Raw genomic sequence first — 21,184 nt, forward strand, 5'->3', positions numbered from 1 at the left:
CATAAAAAGAGACAAGGTTTGCAGTCTTTGTTAGAATAAAGTTGCAACACACCATTCTGAAAGGAGACAGCAAACCATGTCCGAAAAAATTGTACAGTTAAACGAGGAAGTAATCAAGGGGCAAATCAAGGAATTGGTTCGAGGCAGCGTGGAAGAAACACTTAACGGCCTGCTGGAGGCCGAAGCGGAGAAGCTGACCCAGGTAGCTCGTTACGAGCGCAGTGAGGAACGGCAAGGCTATCGCAGCGGCCATTACAGTCGAAACCTTACCACCACATCTGGCGACGTTACGCTTAATGTGCCCCGACTCAAGGGAATCTCGTTTGAAACAGCCATCATTGAGCGGTATCGCCGCAGGGAAAGCAGCGTGGAAGAAGCGCTCATCGAGATGTATCTTGCCGGCGTCTCTGTGCGCCGTGTGGAGGATATCACAGAAGCGCTGTGGGGCAGCAAGGTATCACCTTCCACCATTAGCGAGCTAAACAAAAAAGCCTATATACATATCGAAGACTGGCGCAACCGTCCGTTACAGGGCGGGCGCTATCCGTATGTCTATGTGGACGGCATCTACCTGCGTCGCAACTGGGGCGGTGAATTTGAAAATGTGGCCATTCTGGTAGCGATTGCAGTTAACGAGGATGGTTACCGTGAAATTTTAGGTGCTTCCGAAGGGATGAAAGAGGACAAGGCCAGCTGGGTCAGCTTCTTTCAGTGGCTAAAAAGCCGAGGTTTAAACGGGGTGAACCTCATCGTTGGTGATAAGTGTTTGGGAATGCTAGAGGCCGTTGGTGAAGTGTTTCCAGAAGCCAAATACCAACGTTGTACCGTGCATTTCTATCGAAATGTATTTTCTGTCGTGCCACGCACCAAGGGGAAACTAGTAGCTAAAATGCTCAAGGCCATTCATGCCCAGGAGAGCAAAGCTGCCGCTAGAGCGAAGGCCAAGGACGTAGTTGCCGCACTCAAAGAAATGAAGCTCAAGGAGGCAGCTAAAAAAGTGGAGGACGGCATTGAGGAAACGCTGACCTACGCTGACTTCCCCTCGGAGCACTGGACAAGAATCCGCACCAACAACGTGATAGAACGGCTGAACAGAGAAATTCGCAGGCGCACCCGTGTGGTTGGCTGCTTTCCTGACGGCAACTCGGCCTTGATGCTAGTCTGCGCCCGCTTACGACATGTAGCCGGTACGCAGTGGGGCAATAAGAAGTATATGAATATGAAGCATCTGGAGTCGACTGTTGAAGACGCTTATATCGCCGGATGACTTTTTTATCTCAGAGACTGCAAACCAATTTGCGCATAATTATTGACACTACCAAAAAGGCAACGTAGGTTTCGAAAAGTTTAATGAAAAACAAATGCTTTTTCCAACAAAAAAAGAAGTAGAGTTTCTTGAAAGAAACACTACTTCTTTTTATTATATTTAATCTTCGTCAAAGTGCAGAACGCCTACATAATTCAAGTTACGATATCTTTGTGCATAGTCCAAACCGAAACCAACAACAAAGGCATCGGGGATGGTAAAGCCAACGTAGTCCACAGGAACTTCTGCCACACGTCTATCAGGCTTATCCAGCAGGGTACAAATCTTAAATGTTTTTGGCTCTCTTTTTAACAAAAGCTCTCTCAGGTGGCTCAAAGTTCTACCGCTATCAATAATATCCTCAATTAAAAGCACGTTCTTTCCTGTAATATCCTCATCTAAGTCACGCAAGATTTTGATATTACCTGTACTTTCTGTACCATTACCATAGCTGGAAACATCCATAAAGCTCATTGTAACAGGCATTTTTAATCTTTTAGAAAGTTCTGTCAAAGTCACTACTGCACCTTTTAGAACGCAAATAACCTCAACTTGCTCGCCGCCAAAATCCTCATAAATCTGCTCTGCCATTTCTTCTAATCTTTTGCTGATTGCATCAGCACTGATCATAACTTCTACTCTTTCTTTCATCCTTCAGTGAACCTCCGTATCTGAACTGTCAAAAAACGTTTTGTCGCCTCATCTGGCTGATATGCCGCCGAAATCCGCTTACCCAATACCCAAAGAATTTCGCCTTCAAAAGCAATCAGAGGTAAAACGTCTCTTTCTTCCCTTGGGATTTTTTCATCAATCATAAAATCTTTCAGCTTTTTTCGTCCGTTGCGAATGGCAAGGCTATCCCCTTTTTGTCTCGTTCGACAAAAAAGTTTACAGCCTATTTTATCATAATCAAATTGTTTCGTACAGCAATCCTCATTATTTTCTGTTTTTTTTTCTGTACAAATCCATGTACTCACCAAAATATTTGCCTCTGGGATATAGATTTCTTCATTCTCCATCAGAGTATAAGAAAACCCTTTGCTCTGCATTTTACTTTTTTTAATAACCAATGAGCCATAATTCTTCTGGGCCATCATTCTGTTTGGCAAGTTAAAACCCTTGCCACTTTCTTGGAACAACAATCCCTCTAAGGAATCAAAATGGATGGCACCTACATCTTTTTTTGCCCCGAGCTTAAAAAGGGCCATGGCAAATACCCTTTTACGCATTACCTTATGCATATCTAGCAAAGCTTCCAAGCTTAGAGAAATCTTATCCTTCTCCAATCCTTCTAATGCCTTTTGAAATAAGCCTTGGGCTTGGGCTTGCAAATATTCCTCTTCCTCAGCAATAATCTCTGCCGTTTGGGCAATATGCTCCGTTGCCTTTGGATAAATCTCCTCTAATAAAGGCAGTATCTGATTTCTAACCCGATTTCGGGTATAAGTGTTCTCAAAATTGGTACTATCTTGACAATAAGAAAGTTTGTTTACTTCACAGTATTCTTCAATTTCTTTTCTTGTACAAAATAATAGGGGGCGAATGATAGTGTCCCGAACGGGGCGAATCCCAACTAAACCCGACACGCCTGCCCCACGACAAAGGCGCATTAAAATCGTTTCTCCTTGGTCGTTTCGATTGTGAGCTACGGCAATCAGGCCTCCCTTGCTTTCTTTCTCAAAGGTTTCATATCGTAAAACTCGTCCCATTTCCTCCGTACCAAGGCCTCGTTTTTTTGCCTCCTGTGCCACATCAAAATAAAACACTTTGCAAGGAATTTCCCACTTACGGCAAGTCTCCTCCACAAAAGTCCTGTCTTTATCAGCCTCATTCCCCCGCAAACCATGATGCACATGAATTGCAGTGAGGCTCCAATTTTGCTCCTCGGAAAACACCTTTAAAATATGGAGCAAAGCAATGGAATCGGCCCCACCCGATACTCCAACCACAATAGTTGAGCCATGTGGGCACATATGAAATTTATCTATGGTCTGCCAGACTTTATTTCGCATACATATCGCTCCCGAGCTTTAGAACTAAATGATTATGGGCTTCTGCCAAGCTTATATAAAAGAAAAAAACCCATTCCTACGTATTCACTTTACACCAAATTCCATAGAAAGGCAATCCTTGCCACTTCAGGTACTATTTATTTGAAAAAACGGAGAACCTCCCCTGTATTTCCCTTCGGAAAAACAGGAGAGGTTCCGCTAACCCACCAAATTCAATTATTTTAAGTTTCTTTACCAAGGAAAAGCTTTGCTTTATTAGGCTTTCCAAAATCATTATAATTCATTCACCCTAGGCACTTTTTCTTTTTTTCCAAAAACGTCCTGCAAGAACAGTCATGTCGTCCTTCGGCACATCTGCCATTTCTTTTTGTGCCTCTTTTAGAATATACTCCGCCGCATCCTGTGGATTTGACAAGGGGAACTTTTCCAATTTTTCTTTTAGCCAAGCAGCCGTAAGGTTTTCTCCACCCAAAGCCTCGGTAACACCATCGGTTAATAAAAATATCATGTCCCCATCCTTCAACAGCATTTCATTCTTAACGATTTGAACCTGTTGTAATATGCCTGCAGGTAAAGTATGGGAGGTCACTGTTAAAATCCGGCCACCACGGCTTATGTAGGAAGGAACGGCGCCCAACTTTATAAATTCCGCCCTGCCGTCAAATAAATCTACGGCACAAATATCAAGGGTTGCATAGCTTTCTTCCCCTTTACGCAACAGCAATGCAGAGTTTATCATGTTTACCGCCAAATCCCGTTCAAAACCAGCTTCGGTAAACTGCTCCAAAAGTTCTATGGCTGTGCGGCTTTCCTCAGCGGCACCGCTTCCTTGTCCCATTCCATCAGAAAGAGCCATCAGTGCCATGCCCTTATCCGTTTCTAAAAATGCAGATGTGTCTCCCACAGGCTGATTCTCCTGTGCGGAAGTAAACGCAGTGGCTGTGGTTAAAGTAAACGCAGGAACTTCCATAAAAGAAAGGGTACAAATGCCATCCTTTTCGCAATGACAAGCATTGGGTTCCTTCAAAGCCATGGGACGATTCATGGTACGTTTCACCAAAGGCAAAATTTTGCTTTTACACACCCCTCGGCATCCACACCCCCGAAAAGAGATTTGTACTTGTCTGCCATACCTATTTTTTTCTTCCAAAACACGCACATCCCGTAAGCGGATGCCTTCTTTGGCACATTCCTCTTTTAACATTTCTCCTGCCTGCTCTAAAAATACATATCCAACCTCTAGCTGGCCAGAAAGTCCCGATAAAATATCGCTTACCGCTTTCATTTGCTGGCCCACCAATTCTCTGCACTCCGCCAAACGGCCCAACCAAATCCTGTCTCTACGGTATCCTTCATAGACTTGATTTACTGTTTCCACAAAAATTTCTTTTCTTGCACACATCTGACAGAAAGACTCAGGCATCTGGGCTAAAGTCACCCTCCCTTTTCCCTCACAGTAAGATAAAGCAGAAAATGTCATACTATAACTTCGATACAATTCCTCGTTCCAACAATAATGGGCCATGCCGCATCCAGGACACGCCCTTTCTGCAATGGTATCAACCAATTTTGAAACATCCTTTTTTTCTTGCCCATCTTCTTTATGAACAAAAGTTTTTGCCAGGGCGGTAAAGGCTTTGGAAAAACCAAGAAGCCTTTCTTCCAGCAATTCTTTTTTCCTAATGTATTTATCTTTACTCCCCTCTTTCTCCCAAAAACTTCCTGTCATCCATACAAGTCCTTTTTTTGGCGTAAGCAAAAAACCAACAGCTCCCAAAGCCCATCCTCCTGCCCACAAAGGTGCAACGAGAGAGGCATCTGTATAAAATAAAAATAACAATGGCGTTATAATGTGTACCAGTACTAACGGAATCCGACCCATGTCTTTCAAACAACCTGCCAACAACCCACTTACACCCAATACCGTAAAAAATAGTAAGTCTACTCCACCACAAAGGTATAGCATAAGCCCAAACAACATCCCTCCAGCGGCACCCCCGCCCATTCCATCACGCCAAGCGCAAGCGGCCAAAAAGTAAGCCAAAAGACAAGGAAGTAACCCCTGCTGCAAATATGGATGTTCCATGGTAGAAAGCCCAGCAATGGCCCCTCCTAAAAGAAAAACCAAGCCCAAGGTTTCCTCTCGACTTGGAACAGGAACACTCCTTTTTTCCCAAAGAAAAATCACACCTCTTTGAGCCAATAATGAAATTCCAACCACCAAAATACTTTCAATCCCCCCAATGACGAAATGAAACGTGAGGCCACCCTTGCTAATGGCATAAAATATGCCTGACAGTGCCATAGCGAAGGCTCCTAAAAGTGCCTTTTTCAACATTTCTTCCCGATCCACAAACCTTCCTAAGGTTAATTGAATGGCACACGCCGCCGCCAAGGCAGCTCCTGCCTTTAGGGGTATATCCACAACACAACCTACTCCCACAGAAACCAGTGCTCCCCAAAATAAAATCCCTTCTCCAAAAAATAAGGAGATATAGGCAATGCCCATGGGACGTAAAATATGTAACATCTCTGCTTTTCCCCAACAGACTCCCATTGCACATAAAAGTACAAACTTCAAAATATCTTTGCCATGAATTAGCTTCGGCACGCTTTTTGTATGAAACGATACATCTTGGGTTACCACAGGTTCTTGGACTATTTGTTCTAATATAATTTCTGTTTTTTCCATAGCGCTTCCCTCCATATTCTCTATTGTATGAAAATATGACTGCTTTTTTTGTCAATTGCTGGAGGTATCGTAGAGTTTTTTTCGACATTATATTTGAAAAATCTTTGTAGAATTTATTCCCAAAAGATAAGTCACTATATTCTTCTTAACTGAACTTGCAAAAAAAAGAGCCTATAGTCCGAAAACTACACGCTCTTTTTCTTTTTCATTGTTACTCCTTATTTCTTAAAACTTCCGCCGGGCTTATTTATCCTCAGCATCAATATCTGTTACCTTACCCTTGCTATTGACTGTCAACTTTACATAACAATCATCATTTTCATCTTCACACTTTCTGAGAAGCTTTTTCAAACCGCCCAAATCCTTATCATAATCCTCTTCGTCATAGTCACGGCTTAAATCATAATCAATATCTACATCGGAAATAGTATACCATGTATATTCTTTCCCTGAACTTTCAATGACTATTTTTTCGCTAGAGGTATAAACCTTTTTCAAATAGCCTTTTTCAGGCTTTTCATCATCATCATCCACGTCATTTTCATCCTGAATCTTTGCAACTACTTTCGTTACCTTGTCTTTAGAGTTTAGGTAAAGAGTTGCAGTGATCACCTCATCACTATCCAAGTCATCTAAAGCATCATTTAATTTTTTTACACTACTGCTTTTTCCGTCCAACCTATAATCTATTTCACCTGATTCAAAGGAATATTCTTTCGAGCCGGAACTTGTTTTAATGGTAATATACCACTCATCTAAACTACGCAAAGTGCCTTTTTTCGTATCATCATCTTCATCATCTGCATCTTCCAACTCAGCCACAATCTTTGTAACCTTATCCCTGCTGTTCAGAGTCAAGGTGATTTCAATGTCTTCGTCGTGGCGGCGTGCATCTTCAAAGGCATCATCCAATTTAGAAACGGTGGAGCTGCTACCATTTAAGGTTACTCTTACATCCTCATCAATGTCGTAAGTATAATCCGCACCGCCAGCACGAATTCTAATTTCATTCTTTCTAGGCTCAATATTCTTTAGGATACCTTTTGTTGCATCTTTATTCTTGCCGATAATCTCATCTACTTCGCCCTTGCTGTTGAATTTCAGTTCAACTTCGTATTTGTAATCATCGTAATCCTTTCTAAAGCTTGAGAAAGAAACCTTCTTACCGTCAATCTTTACTTCAGGATCATCCAAGTCATATTCATACGACTTATTATCCACAGAAATTTTGATTTTGGATGAAGTCAATTCTTTTAAAGTACCTTTTGCCAAGGATGCATTTTTCGTTGTTGCAGAAATTTCAGTAACAACATCATAACGGTCAACCTTTAAGGCGATTCTATATGGATTATTTTCATATTTATCCATTAATGTTGAAACAGAGCTATTCTTATCATCAATCTCAACATCTACATTTTTATCAATATCATAACTGTAAGTTTTACCGCCAGCCTTCAATTCAAGGCGACGACTATTGATAAACTCTAACGTACCATGGGTCTCATCTTCCATAAATTCAATGTTAATATCTGTAACGTAGCCCTTGCTATCCAGTTTCAATGTTACAGTGTAATTATTGTCCTTATATTCGTCCTTCAGCGTTGAGAATAAAATGGTCTTTCCATCAAACTTTATCTTAACGTCATCATCAGAAAGAGGATAATCATAATCTTTGCTACCGACCTCAATGGTTACTTTGGAATTACTCATGTATGTAAGATCACCGGTAAGAGGGTTTCCCTTACTACGCATTGCATCAATTTTTGTAACATAATTGGAACTGTCAAAGGTTAATGTTACGTTGTATTCATAATCTTCCATATCATCTTTTAAAGAAGAAACACTGGACTTTTTGTCACCAATTTTAACAGAAACATCTCTATGCAAGCGATATTCTTCTTCTTTACTACCATTTTTAACAGTAATTCTACTGCTTGATAAATCCTCCAGAGGGAAGGTCTTCTTTGTATTAATGCCCTCAACGGATTTATTAATTACAACGGTTTTTAAATCCTCATTACTATAAGTAATGGTAACAGTATCCCCTACGCCAATGTCTTTTAAGTCCACAGTTTCATTTTCATAGGTTACCTTAACATCAGACTTCTTACCAAATAAGTTTAAGCCTGCACTGTTATCAGGATTTACACTTAGGAAAATATCCCCGTTGCTTAACAACATGCTGTTGACAACTTTACCTGTCACTGTGCCAGAAGAAGGAGCGGTAGGTGTTGTTGTTGTGCCCCCATCTTTTAGGTTGTTAAATGTTTTTACAGATAACACAGCCATTTCCGCACGATTGATTTTGGATTTGGGGTTAAACTTGTTATTTGGATCCCCAACCATAATATTTTTGCTATTCAAAAGATCCAAGTAAGGCACAGAGCTGCTTGAAATCTGCTTAGCATCTTTGTAAGATAATGTTGCATTGTTGTTCACACTGTAAACAGCACCTAATGCTTTACCAAACATTACGCCTACTTCTTCTCTCGTTGCGTTTTGTGTGCCATTTTTCAACTTGGTTAAGTCATTGTTGGTAATGATTTCATTTTCCAAGGCATAGGCAGTGGCATTATAAGCCCATGTAGGAATATTATAGGCGCTCATAACCGGCGTCCATTTAGAAATATCTGTGGAAGTCACATCTTTTTTTGTATGTACCTTCATAATAGAATAAATCATCTGCACAGATTCACATAAAGTCACGTTATTTCTCGGCTTACTATACTTCTTTCCATTTTCTGTATAACCGTTCATCAAACCCAAAGATTGGGCTTCATCGATAAATTGTACTGCTCCTGGCCAAGGTGCCGATTTAATATCAGCAAACACGGAACCAAAAGCCGTTACCCCCATACTGCCAAAAGTTAATGATGTGGCCAAAGCGACCGCTAAAAATCTTTTCATAAGTAAATGCCCCCATTCAACTTATTTTTTATCCTAATCGTACTAAGCTAACCAAAATTTACTATCGTAGCTTTCTTCATTACTATAACATAATTAGCCTTAAAAATCTTTGCAAAAGTTTTAAGGTTTTTATTTTTACCTTAGTTTTTTATGCGAATAATATTCAAATATTTTAACTTTTTTTGTTCATAATCCTTGGGAAAAACTCTGTTATTTTCTTCTGAAATCAAATCATAAATCGTACCTAACATGACTTTCACCGAGGTAATATAACAATTTTCATAGTCAGATACTTCAAAAGAATCGTCATGGAACCGCCCTTTTATTCCTGAAAACCCAAATTGTACCGTTGGTATAAGGTAACTCAAGTCCCCCACATCTCCCGATGCACCCGATACAGGATTTTCAACGATTTCCTCAGGACCACTAAATTTCAGCATATTTTCCTTTACAAGCTGATTCACCTTTTTCGATTGTTTTAAAGGTAAATATCCCGCTGCATTTGTAATCATACACTGTAATTCCAAGGCCTTTGCACAATGCTCAATACAAGCATCCACTCTGGCACAAGCCTCAAATAATGTTTCATTATCATTGGCCCTAACATAGGTTTCCAAAACCGTTTTATCAGGAATTACATTGACACTTCCGCCCCCTTCCGTCAAGACGGGGTTTAAGCGTAAACCCTTGGTTGGATCAAACTGATCTTTCAAAAAGGAGATGGCATTCATGGCTAAAGTTGCCCCGTGCAAGGTGTTCCTCCCCAAATGAGGGGCTGCCCCTGAATGAGCGGCACGGCCCACAAACACTGCCTTCTTCGCCATAAACCCTGCTAAAGTTGAGCCCACATCAAATTTTGTTCCCTGGTCTCCGTTGGCATGGGCAGAAAGCACACAATCCACCCCATCAAAACAGCCTAAGGCTATCATATTCTGTTTGCCCGAGCGAAATTCCAACTTACCACGGACAATCAAATCATCCCGATATTCAAAATCAATGAATTCTTCGGCGGGTGTAAAGAAAAAGCTGACCTTACAATCTGTCTGCTCCATCATGCCCGAATCAATCAGTGCCTTCAGTACCGATAAAGCCATAGTCGTTTGGATACTATGCCCGCAAGAATGGATATTTCCTGTGCCATCCTTTTTAGGCAAAGCATCCATATCGGCGGCGAAAGCAATATGGTATCCGTTCCCTTTCCCTATGGTAGCAATGACCCCTGTAACCGCCACATCTTTTTCATAAGGAACGCCCCATGCATCTAGCAAATCCGTTATTTTTTTTACTGTTTTCACTTCCCGAAAACCAAGTTCAGCACACTGGAAAAATTCATTTCCCCTTTGGAGAATTGCCTCCTTTTCATTGTCTATAAGCAACAACAAGTCTTCTTTTGTAATCACTGCAGTAGCCTCCTTATTCCCAATTTAAAACCAAGCCTACGCCCACTTCTTCCACGGGACACTGCTGATCTAGGGCTGCTCTTACCCGAAAAGAGGTGCAGTGACAAGGATATAAGCTTTGTACCTGTTCCTTTGCGATGTAAGAAATGGTTTCCTCTGTTCTTTTGTCTATATCAAACAGGTGGAACCCCCCTAAGATTCCTAATACTTTTTCTTTCCCCAATACTTTTTTGGCATATTCAATGATATTGCAAATACCGGCATGGGAACAGCCTGTAATAATATAAATCCCCTGCTCTGTGGAGTATGCCAAGGCTGTATCATCTAAAATCATATCAGGTGAATCGCCCTCTTTTGCTTCCAACGTACCAATGGGATAAGGTTTCTCAAAAGATAACTCTCTAGGTACCTCCCCCAGAAAAACCAGATTTTCTGTAAGCCAATAGGGCTCCTTCGTTTCAAAAAGGATAAGGTGCTGTTGCAATGTTTCTTTGTCGAGGGGACTGCCAATGGGTAGCCCATTAAAATTTCTTGAAATTAACGTATGTGGATGACAAATAACCTTTGGTTTGTTGCCATGACATATGTCAATGAACGATACAAGTCCACCTGTATGATCATTATGCCCATGGGAAAGTATCACCCCATCAGCCTTTGTCACATCAATGGCCATGTCTTTTGCATTTTTTAAAAATGCCGAAGAATAACCCAAATCAAACAAAAATGACTTTCCATCCGCTTCAATCCAATAGGATACAGCGGGCTCGCCTAAATAATATACATCAATATCTGTGTGGTTATCCATCAATACGGTAACTCGCATCATATTTCCCCTCCCTTATTTTCCCTACTATTATACTTGAATTAGTCAAGGAAAACAAGGAAAGGGTATGCTATACACTTCATAAGACGGCAAATAAAGGAAAAAGTTCCAAACTTTTTTTCTTGTTTTTCTGGGATAGAAAGAACTCTTAAATACTCGCATCACCAAAACCCAAGCCCACCTTTTTTTCAAGGCTTTACAAATAAAAAGCCATCTTCCTCATCTATAGATATTTTTTTACTTTCTACAGAGTATATTTCCCATAAAAAATAGGGCGTAGACCCCGTCTACACCCTGAATTAAACCTAATTTTGGCAAAGCCTATCTTCCAATTCAGCATTAAGCCCTTCATACCCTGCTTTTCCAAGCAAGGCAAACATATTCTTCTTATATGCCTCCACCCCAGGTTGGTCAAAAGGATTAACCCCCAGCAAATACCCGCTGATACCAACTGCTTTTTCAAAGAAGTAAACCAAAGCTCCAAAATGCCATGCATCCATACGCGCCATCTCTATTACCATATTCGGCACCCCGCCGTCCATATGGGCAAGCATGGTTCCAGCAAAAGCCTTGCTGTTTACATACTGCAGGTCTTTCCCTGCCAAAAAATTTAAACCATCCCCATCATTTTCATCAAAAGGAATGATTGCAGGGGTTTTGGGCTCTTTGCTCCAAAGAACAGTTTCAAAGAAATATCGACTACCTTCTTGAATAAACTGACCGATGGAGTGTAAATCCGTGGAAAAATTTGCAGAAACGGGGAAGATTCCCTCGCCGTCCTTCCCTTCACTTTCGGCAAAAAGCTGTTTGTACCATTCTCCAAAAGAAGTCAAGTGAGGTTCATAGTTTGCTAAAATTTCGATGGTTTTGCCTTGCTTATAAAATAAATAACGCATTGCTGCATACTGATAGCATTGGTTTTTCTGAATGTCAGGGTTTGCATAGGTTTCCATGGCATCTCTTGCGCCAGCCATAACCCCATCAATATCCACATCAGCCACTGCCATGGCCAACAAGCCAACGGCAGTTAAAACCGTAAATCGACCGCCAATATCATCGGGGATCACAAAGGTCTCATATCCCTCTTGGTTGCACATTTCTTTTAAGGCACCTTTGGCTTTGTCTGTGGTTGCATAAATACGCTTTGCTGCTCCTTCTTTTCCGTATTTTTTCTCTAAAAGCTGTTTGAAAATACGAAAAGCAATGGCAGGCTCTGTTGTCGTACCAGACTTTGAGATGACATTTATAGAAAAATCTCTGTCTCCTAAAATTTTCAAAATATCGTTTAAATATGCAGAGCTAATATTGTTGCCTACAAAGTAAATATCCGGAGTTTCCTTTTTTAATTCGTTATAATAAGGGCTTTTGATAAAATCTAAAGCCGTTCTTGTCCCCAAATAGGAACCGCCGATACCAATCACAATTAACACGCTACTGTCTTTTTTGATTTTTTTCGCCGCTTCTTTAATTCTAGTAAACTCTTCCTTATCGTAACTTCTTGGCAAATCCACCCAACCTAAAAAGTCGTTGCCTTTGCCCGTTTTATTGTGGAGGGCTTCATGGCAACGCTGAACATCTTCAGAGAGTGCTATGAAGTTCTCTTTTTTCATTGCTTCCCCTTGCACTGTAAATTTAAGTCCCATTTAGAAATCCTCCTTTTTGTGAAAGGCATACCTCCACATTGGGAAAGTATGCCCTTTTTTCAGTATATTATAAGGTTCCTCTTACGATGATTTCGGGAACAGGCTCGGAAATAATCTCTTTGGAGATTTCCTTCTCCTCCTGAACAAATCCATTGATTCTCGTAATTTGAATGGTGCTTTTTTTCTGGCCTGCTCGACCTTGTTGGGTTACTTTTTGATAGCTTTTCGGCTTCGTATTGTCACTGTGGTATTCATACGTTTTCGGCTCAACGGTGGTCAAAACTTGGGTTTCTACTGTTTTCACAGAAACTTTCGGTTTCTTAACAGGCACGTTCAAAACCTGCCCCACACGAATCCCCGTCTCTACGGATAACCCGTCATTTAGCTTTAGCAAATCCTCCAAAGAACATTCATAGCTTTGAGCAATTTTATATAGTGCATCGTTAGATTGCACAGTATATGTACTGGTCACAGTAGTGGTGGATTGCAAAATAGAAACGGCATCACTTTCTGAAAGAACTTCCTCCGAATCCACAAAATCCTTGGCAACAGTTACATTTTCAACCCATTCTACCGTAGCCTCAACCCCCTCGGCAGGAAGGTAAGGTTTTTTCACAGAATCCAAAACATTGTTTGCCTGTTCTTCATTGGCCAAAACTACGCCTTTGCCACCATCAATCATAATAATGGCCGCATCCACTTTATATGTTACTAAATTACGTATTTTCGGTATTAAATGCTCCATGGTGCAAATGTCCTTTTTACGACTGCCACCAATATGAATACGTTGTGCCTTGACTTCCTCATTCAATTTAACCTCGGCGCCTACCATTCCAGCAAGCTGGGTTTCAATGGTGTCTACAATGGTTTCTGCTTTCACTGCACGGCCCTCTAATACACCAACACTTTCTGACCCTACAAAGACCTCCGTACCATTTTTCCGCACAAAAAGATAAATAATAATTAAAATTATAATGAATCCTAACCCCAAAAGCATTTGCTTTCTTGGCAAAGACCTACGACTTTTTTGTTTGCGCTTTTCCTTGTTTTGGGGCTTTTGTGGCTTCTGTGGCCTTCTGCCCCGATTTGTATTATCCTGCTTAGACGTTCTTTGCTTGTTTACCCCGTATATGACCCGCTCTTGTCTACGAGGAAAATTTTCCTTCCCTTCGGCCAACTTTATGTCACCTTCTTTCTCTTCCGTATTTCGACTTATACTAATATTATTGTAAAATATTCAACAACAGATTGCAAGCAAAAGAGGGCACAAAGAACGAAGTGTTAAAAAAGTTTAGATTTATCCTTCTTTCAAACGAAAAAGTTTTGTCCTTTCCCTAAAATCTTTCTCAATTTTCTTCTATGCTGTTCAAAATATAGCACACTCCATTTATAATAAAAAAGCCGCAGGATTCCCTGCGGTAAATGGTTACTTATTTATTGCGAGTAGAACGCAAAATAAATTCTGTGTGATATTTTATATGGCCGTGTGCAACGGTTGCGCCTTCTTCTGCATCATGATTTTCAATGGCACGCAAAATCCCTCTATGATGTGCCACTATTGCCGTGATGGTAGTGTCAACTTTTAAGTGAGCCATACGATAACGATAAAGCTGTATACGCAAATTCTGATAAATTTGAGTTAGTTTATCATTTTCCGTGGATTCCAAAATCAAATCATGAAAATCTTCATCTAGCTGAATGATACGCTCCACATCATTTTCTTCAATGGCACGTTCAAACTCAGCCTGCACATTTTTCAGTTGCTGCAAGTCCTCTTTCTTCATCTTTTTACAAGCAATACTTGTTGCCAGACTTTCCAAGGCACCTCTTACTTCTAAAATATTGATGATATCTTTTTCGCTCATATCCAGAACTTGAGCACCTTTTCTAGGCACCAATTCTACTAAATTTTCCAACTCCAACATACGCAAAGCCTCTCTTACAGGGGTTCTGCTCACACCCAGCTTATCTGCCAGTTGGTTTTCCATCAACCTTTCACCGGGAACCAATTTACCTGTTAATATCGCATCTCGAAGGGTATTAAAAACAACATCTCTTAAAGGCAGGTACTCGTTGCTGTTAATATTAAATTTTGTTTCTTCCATCCTTATCTTCTCCTCTCTTACCACCGTTTCCGTGATAAATCTGAGTGGCTACAACTTCCTTCAAACCGAATTTTTTCCGTATCGCTGCCGCCGCCTCTTTTGCATCTTCTTCTTCCCCAAATAACCCAAACACCGTCGGGCCACTTCCGCTCATCAAGGCGCCCTTTGCACCCAGATGAAGCATTTCTTCTTTTAGCTGAGCAATTCTAGGATGCATGGGAATCGTCACCGTTTCCAAAACATTTCCCAAAAGCTGTCCCATTTTTGCAATATCCCCCTCAGCCATTGCCTGAATCATCCCTTCTGTATCAGGATGACACTCTTCCACCTTCTGCAAGTCTAAACTACGGTATACCGTTGCCGTAGAAACACTAACAGGAAGTTTCGCCAAAACAATGTAACACATAGGACACGGGCATTTTACTGGTGTCAAAATTTCTCCAACTCCCTCAGCTAGCATTGTTCCCCTCTGAACGCAGTAAGGGATGTCTGACCCCAAAAGAAAGGCTAAACTTTCCAATTCTCTAACAGAAAGCCCTAATCCAAACAAACGGTTCATTCCCACTAATACAGCGGCGCAATCCGCACTTCCCCCCGCCAAACCTGCCGCCACAGGAATACGCTTATCAATTTCGATAAAAACGCCTTCTGTGATGTCAAACTTAGCCATCATCAACTCTGCCGCTCGGTATGCCAAATTCCGATGATCCGTAGGCAACCACGCCAAATTTGTTTTTATGATGATTTCTTTTTTGCGAATACGCTTCATGTAAATTCCGTCGTAAAGGCTCACTGTTTGCATAATGCTTTTGATTAGATGGTATCCATCTTCTCGCTTACCTGTTACATCTAAAGTTAAATTGATTTTTGCTCTTGCTTTAAGTCTTAAGTCTCTCAAAATATGCCCTCTTAAACTATTATACTGTATACATTGTTTGTTTAATTGTACAATAATTTCAACAAACTTACAACTGCAATCTTATACAAAAAACGCTACCCCTTCCCTATGAAAAACGCTGATAAAAAATTTAAATTTGCACTTTTTCGTGCTTTCCTTCTTTATAATTTAGACATCTTTTTTTCTTAAAAATACCACTTGCAATTTTAATACAGGGGTGTATAATGGTGTCGTAAAACATAATACCTCTTCAGGGCAGGGTGAAATTCCCGATCGGCGGTAAAGTCCGCGAGCGTTTTTACGCAGGATTTGGTGAGATTCCAAAACCGACAGTATAGTCTGGATGGAAGAAGAGCAAGCATTAAGGCGGTTTCATTTTTTTAATGAACCCTTATTACAGCTATTGTTTAGTATGCCTTTTTTGGCGTACCCATAATCTTTTTTATTTGTTTATGGAGAACTTTTTTTGCTGTATCAAAATGTTTGATATGCCCTGTATGAGCTTTTTGGCACATACAGGGTTTTTTATTGGAATTTCGATTTTTTCATTTGCCATAATAGTTCTTTTCCCATAGGCAAAAGGTATCGTTGTTCCCCTCTATTTCAGAGGACTCTTCTTTTGATCCATTTCCTTGGGAACTCTATCCCAACCTTTCCCTGAAGGAAAGGATGTATCCCTTATGATAAACGAAAATTTTATGAAGCAAGCTATTGCTCTGGCACAAAAAGCCTTGGGCTATACCGCCCCCAATCCTTTGGTGGGTGCAGTAATCGTTAAAGATAATAAAATTATTGGTGAAGGCTATCACCATAAGGCTGGTCAACCCCATGCCGAACGCATGGCCCTTGCCGACTGTAAAGAAAGCCCCGTAGGTGCAACACTATACGTCACCTTGGAACCTTGTTGTCATCAAGGCCGAACCCCGCCTTGCACTGAAGCCATTATTGAGGCTGGTATTAGCCATGTGGTCATTGGCTCCTCTGACCCCAATCCACTGGTAAAGGGCAAAGGTGCTGAAATCTTACGAAAGAACGGTATTCTTGTGACGGAACATTTTCTGCAAGGAGAATGTGATGCCTTAAATCCTGTTTTCTTTCACTATATCACAACAAAAATGCCCTATGTGGCTTTGAAATATGCTATGACCGCCGACGGTAAAATTGCCACCACCACGGGAGCCTCCCGCTGGATTAGCAATGAAACCTCCCGTCACTATGCCCACAGTCTACGCCATCAATACAGTAGTATTTTAGTGGGTATTGGAACAGTTTTGCAGGATGACCCCTTGTTAAATTGCCGACTGGAACATGCAACCCAACCCCTAAGGGTGATTTGCGACAGTAACTTACGAATTCCACTAGAAAGCAAAATTTGCAAAACAGGGAAAACCCATTCTACCGTAATTGCTTATGCCCAAGGTTCCCATGAAAAGAAAAAAGCCTTGGAAGCCCTAGGTCTTACCCTTTGGCAACTGCCAAAGGAAAACGGACAAGTATCTTTGCCTAATTTGATAAAAAAATTAGGGGAGAATGGTATCGACAGTGTTTTGGCAGAAGGCGGTGGAACCATTCATTATAGCCTTCTGGAAGGAAACCTTGCCCAAAAATTATATGTGTATCTTGCCCCTAAAATTTTCGGTGGACAAGATGCAAAAACTCCCGTTGGTGGAAAGGGTATTCTAGAACCAAAGGATGCTTTCACCCTGAAACTTCTGAATAGCCAAGAACTGAATGGAGATATTTTAATAGAGTATGAGATTGAACCAAAAGGAGGTGCTGTATGTTTACAGGATTGATTGAAGAAATCGGCTTTATCGATAAAGTAATCTCCCAAAACAGCGGTGGACAGCTTATTATCCAAGCCAAAACCATACAAGACGGAACGAAGCTTGGCGATAGCATTGCGGTTAATGGTGTTTGCCTTACCGTAACCAACTTAACCAAAACCTCTTTTACCGCCGATGTCATGCCTGAAACTTTAAAACGCAGTAACTTGGGAAAGCTGCAAAAAGGCTCCCCTGTTCATTTGGAGCGAGCAATGGCAGCAAACGGTCGATTCGGTGGGCATATGGTAAGTGGCCATATTGACGGATTAGGCACAATTTCCGCAAAAAAACAAGAAGGAAATGCCACTCGCCTTTATATTGCCACCCACAAAACCTTACTGCACCAAATCATTGAAAAAGGGTCTATCGCCATTGATGGCGTTAGCCTAACGGTAATTTCTGTGGATAAAGAACAGTTTTCTGTGGGAATCATCCCCCATACAAGCACCCAAACCATTCTTTTAGATAAAAAAGTTGGGGATGAGGTGAATTTAGAAACAGATATCATTGCCAAATATATTCAACGCTTTTTCGAAAGCAATGAATCAAAAAAAGAAAAACCATTAACATTGGAGTTTTTAAGAGAAAACGGATTTTAGGAGGAGAAGAACATGTACGCTTACCACACCATTGAAGAAGCACTAGAAGATTTGAGACAAGGTAAAATTATCCTTGTAACCGACGATCCCGACCGTGAAAACGAAGGGGACTTTATCTGTGCCGCAGAATTTGCAACCCAGGACAATGTAAACTTTATGGCCAAATACGGAAAAGGTTTAATCTGCATGCCGATGAGTGAAGAACTGGGGCAGAAATTGGGCTTACAGCAGATGGTTTCTGAAAATACCGATAACCACTCCACGGCTTTTACCGTTTCCATTGACCACGTTGACACCACCACTGGTATCTCCGCCGCAGAACGCTCTGTTACTGCAATGAAATGTATCGAAGACGGCGTAAAACCTGAAGATTTCCGTAGACCGGGGCATATGTTCCCCCTTATTGCAAAGAAAGGCGGCGTTTTGAAAAGAGAAGGCCATACAGAGGCCACCGTGGACTTAATGCGTCTTGCGGGCTTAAAGGAATGTGGACTTTGCTGTGAAATTATGGCGGAGGATGGCACAATGATGCGTACCCCTGAGCTTTGGGAGGTAGCGAAAGAATTTAACTTAAAATTTATCACCATCCATGACTTACAAAACTACTGCCGCCGCCATGAAAAACATGTACGTCGTGAGGCTGCTGCAAACCTGCCTACCCCCTATGGAGACTTTAAAATTTATGGCTATGTGAATGATATTACAGGAGAACATCACGTTGCCTTGGTAAAAGGAGAAATCGGCGACGGAAAAGATTTGCTTTGCCGTGTGCATTCTGAATGCTTGACAGGGGATGTATTTGGCTCTTGCAGATGTGACTGCGGACAACAATTGGCGGCTGCTATGCTACAGATTGAGAAAGAAGGCAGAGGTATTCTTTTATATATGCGTCAAGAAGGCAGAGGCATTGGCTTGATTAATAAGCTAAAGGCATACGAACTGCAAGAACAAGGTCAGGATACCGTACAGGCCAACCTTACCCTTGGATTTGCCCCCGACCTGAGAGAATACTGGATTGGTGCCCAAATTTTGCAAGACTTAGGAGTAAAAGAATTACACTTGCTCACAAACAACCCCGATAAAATTTATGGCTTAGATGGCTTTGGCGTAGAAATTTCAAAACGTGTTTCTATTGAAATTGAACCCCAAGAACATGACTTAAAATATATGCGTACCAAACAAGAAAAAATGGGACATATTTTTTCCCAGACACTATAAACCAATGACATTAGGAGGAATTTAATCATGAAGCTTATTCAAGGAAACTTAATTGCAACAGATATGAAAGTAGGTATTGTGGCTGCCCGTTTTAACGATTTTATCGTAGGAAAGCTCATTGATGGGGCTGAGGATGCCCTATTAAGACATGGTGTAAGCACAGATAATATTTCTTTGGTTCGGGTGCCCGGTGCTTTTGAAATTCCTGCTGCGGCAAAGCTTTTGGTAAACACAGATGCCTACGATGCTATCATTTGCCTTGGTGCTGTCATTCGTGGTGCAACAACCCATTATGACTATGTTTGTAGCGAAGTTTCCAAAGGGATTGCCCATCTTTCCATGGAAACCAACACTCCTGTTCTCTTCGGTGTTGTAACTACGGAAAATATCGAACAGGCCATTGAAAGAGCAGGTACAAAAGCCGGCAATAAAGGATATGATACTGCCTTGGCTGCCATCGAGATGGTAAACCTCTCAGCAGAAATTAAAAATATGAAACAATAATATATTCGTCCAAATTATAAAGAGCCTATCTATAGAAGGCTTATGATAGGCTTTTAAAATACCAAAGATTAATTCTTCTTTAATTCTTTTAAAATTATATAGCAAATCCTTTTATTCATATTATAATGTACATATCGAAAGATTGTCCTATGAAAGGAGGGGTGCTATGCAAGACTTTTATAACAAAAATAAACAGGTAATACAAAATTCTCTAATCCTTAGCGGGGGAATTCTTACTTGTTTTCTATTTTTCCGCTACTTATTCCCAATTTTTCTGCCTTTTATAGTCGGTTGGCTGTTGAGCTTACTGTTCATTCCCTTGGCAGATAAATTAGAGGAATTCCATATTCCACGTTGGTTAGGTGCTTTGGCGGGGATTCTGCTTCTACTCTCTATCCTTGGATTTTTAGGATATTTTGCAGGAAATCATCTTTACGATCAGCTGTACAACCTAAAAAATGATATCCCCTTCTATTTGAAGAAAATTGAAGAAGGTTTAACCTTATTCTGGTTAAGGGTGGATGAACTTCTCATCGGCTTGCCTGATGTGGTGACTAATGTAACAGCGTACTTGCAAGATGAATTATTTAGCATTTTGTTTTCTCTGGTTCAAAGTAGTGGCTCCGTTTCAGCCATCACCGCCGTACCGAAAGTGATCTTAGGCTGTTTTGTTGCGATATTTTCTTCCTACTTTCTTACAAAAGATAAAGAGAGTATTCGTTTGGCCTATAAGACTCATGTGGAACCCTTGTTTGGCGTTTCTTTGGAGGCAACAAAAAAAGATTTGGTGGCTTCCCTTTGGGGTTATGTAAAGACCCAATTAATACTAATGTTTTATGTATTTCTCATCTGTATTGTGGGGCTATATATTTTACGTTCACCCTATGCTTTATTGATTAGCGTTTCCATTGGCATTATTGACGCCGTCCCATTTTTCGGAAGTGGCTTCATTCTTTGGCCTGCAGCCCTCATCAGTTTTATAATAGGGAATACGCCTCTAGCCATAGGTTACCTTATTATTTATGGCATTGTGCAGGTTGTACGTCAGCTGATGCAGCCAAAAATCCTTGGCTCCCAATTGGGTATGCATCCCCTACTAACCTTATTTTCCATGTACTTTGGATATAAGTGTATCGGCTTTTGGGGACTACTTTTAGGTCCAGTTGTTGCCGTTATTTTGCGGGCAATTCTTCGCATACGTCAACAAAATAAAATATCTTAAAGTTAAATAGCTAAAAGCGGCTACGGATG

The 21,184-nt window shown here is 40.9% G+C and carries 16 protein-coding genes and 1 riboswitch; of the genes, 6 read left to right on the forward strand and 10 right to left on the reverse strand.

All coding sequences use genetic code 11. The features are described from left to right. Nucleotides 1–76: 76 nt before the first annotated feature. On the forward strand, nucleotides 77–1,267 hold the full coding sequence (locus RBQ60_RS13655; RefSeq protein WP_307884227.1) for an IS256 family transposase: 1,191 nt from the start codon (nucleotides 77–79) through the stop codon (nucleotides 1,265–1,267). Nucleotides 1,268–1,426: 159 nt separating this feature from the next. On the opposite strand, the gene hpt is transcribed toward RBQ60_RS13655, so the two are convergent. The 10 genes from hpt to ispE all read right to left on the reverse strand — a co-directional run bounded on the left by hpt (nucleotide 1,427) and on the right by ispE (nucleotide 15,786). Next, nucleotides 1,427–1,957, reverse strand: coding sequence for a hypoxanthine phosphoribosyltransferase (gene hpt / locus RBQ60_RS13660; protein WP_307884228.1), 531 nt, complete (start codon nucleotides 1,955–1,957; stop codon nucleotides 1,427–1,429). Beyond that, nucleotides 1,954–3,318: a tRNA lysidine(34) synthetase TilS gene (gene tilS, locus RBQ60_RS13665; protein ID WP_307884229.1), complete on the reverse strand. Its 1,365-nt coding sequence runs from the start codon at nucleotides 3,316–3,318 to the stop codon at nucleotides 1,954–1,956. Before tilS ends, hpt begins: the two co-directional genes overlap by 4 nt. A 289-nt stretch (nucleotides 3,319–3,607) precedes the next feature. Next, on the reverse strand, nucleotides 3,608–6,010 hold the full coding sequence (locus RBQ60_RS13670) for a SpoIIE family protein phosphatase (protein WP_307884230.1): 2,403 nt from the start codon (nucleotides 6,008–6,010) through the stop codon (nucleotides 3,608–3,610). Between the two features lie 243 nt (nucleotides 6,011–6,253). Further along, on the reverse strand, nucleotides 6,254–8,917 hold the full coding sequence (locus RBQ60_RS13675) for an S-layer homology domain-containing protein (protein WP_307884231.1): 2,664 nt from the start codon (nucleotides 8,915–8,917) through the stop codon (nucleotides 6,254–6,256). 140 nt (nucleotides 8,918–9,057) lie between these two features. After that, nucleotides 9,058–10,317: an amidohydrolase gene (locus RBQ60_RS13680; protein WP_307884232.1), complete on the reverse strand. Its 1,260-nt coding sequence runs from the start codon at nucleotides 10,315–10,317 to the stop codon at nucleotides 9,058–9,060. 13 nt (nucleotides 10,318–10,330) lie between these two features. Beyond that, complete coding sequence (locus RBQ60_RS13685; protein ID WP_307884233.1) at nucleotides 10,331–11,143, reverse strand: MBL fold metallo-hydrolase; 813 nt, start codon at nucleotides 11,141–11,143, stop codon at nucleotides 10,331–10,333. A 302-nt stretch (nucleotides 11,144–11,445) separates the two neighbouring features. Beyond that, complete coding sequence (locus RBQ60_RS13690; protein ID WP_331654204.1) at nucleotides 11,446–12,783, reverse strand: glucose-6-phosphate isomerase; 1,338 nt, start codon at nucleotides 12,781–12,783, stop codon at nucleotides 11,446–11,448. 67 nt (nucleotides 12,784–12,850) lie between these two features. Continuing rightward, entirely contained in the window at nucleotides 12,851–13,960 is a 1,110-nt protein-coding gene (locus RBQ60_RS13695) for a G5 domain-containing protein (RefSeq protein WP_307884234.1), read from the reverse strand. A gap of 253 nt (nucleotides 13,961–14,213) precedes the next feature. Then, entirely contained in the window at nucleotides 14,214–14,888 is a 675-nt protein-coding gene (locus tag RBQ60_RS13700) for a GntR family transcriptional regulator (protein WP_307884235.1), read from the reverse strand. Next, a complete protein-coding gene (gene ispE, locus RBQ60_RS13705; protein ID WP_307884236.1) occupies nucleotides 14,869–15,786 on the reverse strand; it encodes a 4-(cytidine 5'-diphospho)-2-C-methyl-D-erythritol kinase in 918 nt (305 codons plus the stop codon). Before ispE ends, RBQ60_RS13700 begins: the two co-directional genes overlap by 20 nt. Nucleotides 15,787–16,028: 242 nt before the next feature. After that, nucleotides 16,029–16,145, forward strand: a riboswitch (FMN riboswitch). 321 nt (nucleotides 16,146–16,466) lie between these two features. On the opposite strand from ispE, the gene ribD reads away from it, so the two are divergent. The 5 genes from ribD (at nucleotide 16,467) to ytvI (ending at nucleotide 21,155) form a co-directional block, all read left to right on the forward strand. Next, on the forward strand, nucleotides 16,467–17,582 hold the full coding sequence (gene ribD, locus RBQ60_RS13710; protein ID WP_307884237.1) for a bifunctional diaminohydroxyphosphoribosylaminopyrimidine deaminase/5-amino-6-(5-phosphoribosylamino)uracil reductase RibD: 1,116 nt from the start codon (nucleotides 16,467–16,469) through the stop codon (nucleotides 17,580–17,582). Continuing rightward, nucleotides 17,567–18,211 (forward strand): riboflavin synthase, encoded by a 645-nt coding sequence (locus RBQ60_RS13715; RefSeq protein ID WP_307884238.1) that lies wholly within the window; start codon nucleotides 17,567–17,569, stop codon nucleotides 18,209–18,211. The genes ribD and RBQ60_RS13715 overlap by 16 nt, the downstream gene beginning before the upstream one ends. Before the next feature lie 12 nt (nucleotides 18,212–18,223). Further along, nucleotides 18,224–19,429 (forward strand): bifunctional 3,4-dihydroxy-2-butanone-4-phosphate synthase/GTP cyclohydrolase II, encoded by a 1,206-nt coding sequence (locus RBQ60_RS13720; protein ID WP_307884239.1) that lies wholly within the window; start codon nucleotides 18,224–18,226, stop codon nucleotides 19,427–19,429. Nucleotides 19,430–19,456: 27 nt separating this feature from the next. Continuing rightward, the gene (ribH, locus tag RBQ60_RS13725) at nucleotides 19,457–19,933 is read left to right on the forward strand and encodes a 6,7-dimethyl-8-ribityllumazine synthase (protein WP_307884240.1); all 477 of its coding nucleotides are present in this window, start codon (nucleotides 19,457–19,459) and stop codon (nucleotides 19,931–19,933) included. Nucleotides 19,934–20,099: 166 nt separating this feature from the next. Then, the gene (gene ytvI / locus RBQ60_RS13730; RefSeq protein ID WP_307884241.1) at nucleotides 20,100–21,155 is read left to right on the forward strand and encodes a sporulation integral membrane protein YtvI; all 1,056 of its coding nucleotides are present in this window, start codon (nucleotides 20,100–20,102) and stop codon (nucleotides 21,153–21,155) included. Nucleotides 21,156–21,184: the final 29 nt, after the last annotated feature.

This window comes from Anaerotignum sp. MB30-C6 (assembly GCF_030908465.1).
Lineage (GTDB): Bacteria > Bacillota > Clostridia > Lachnospirales > Anaerotignaceae > Chakrabartyella.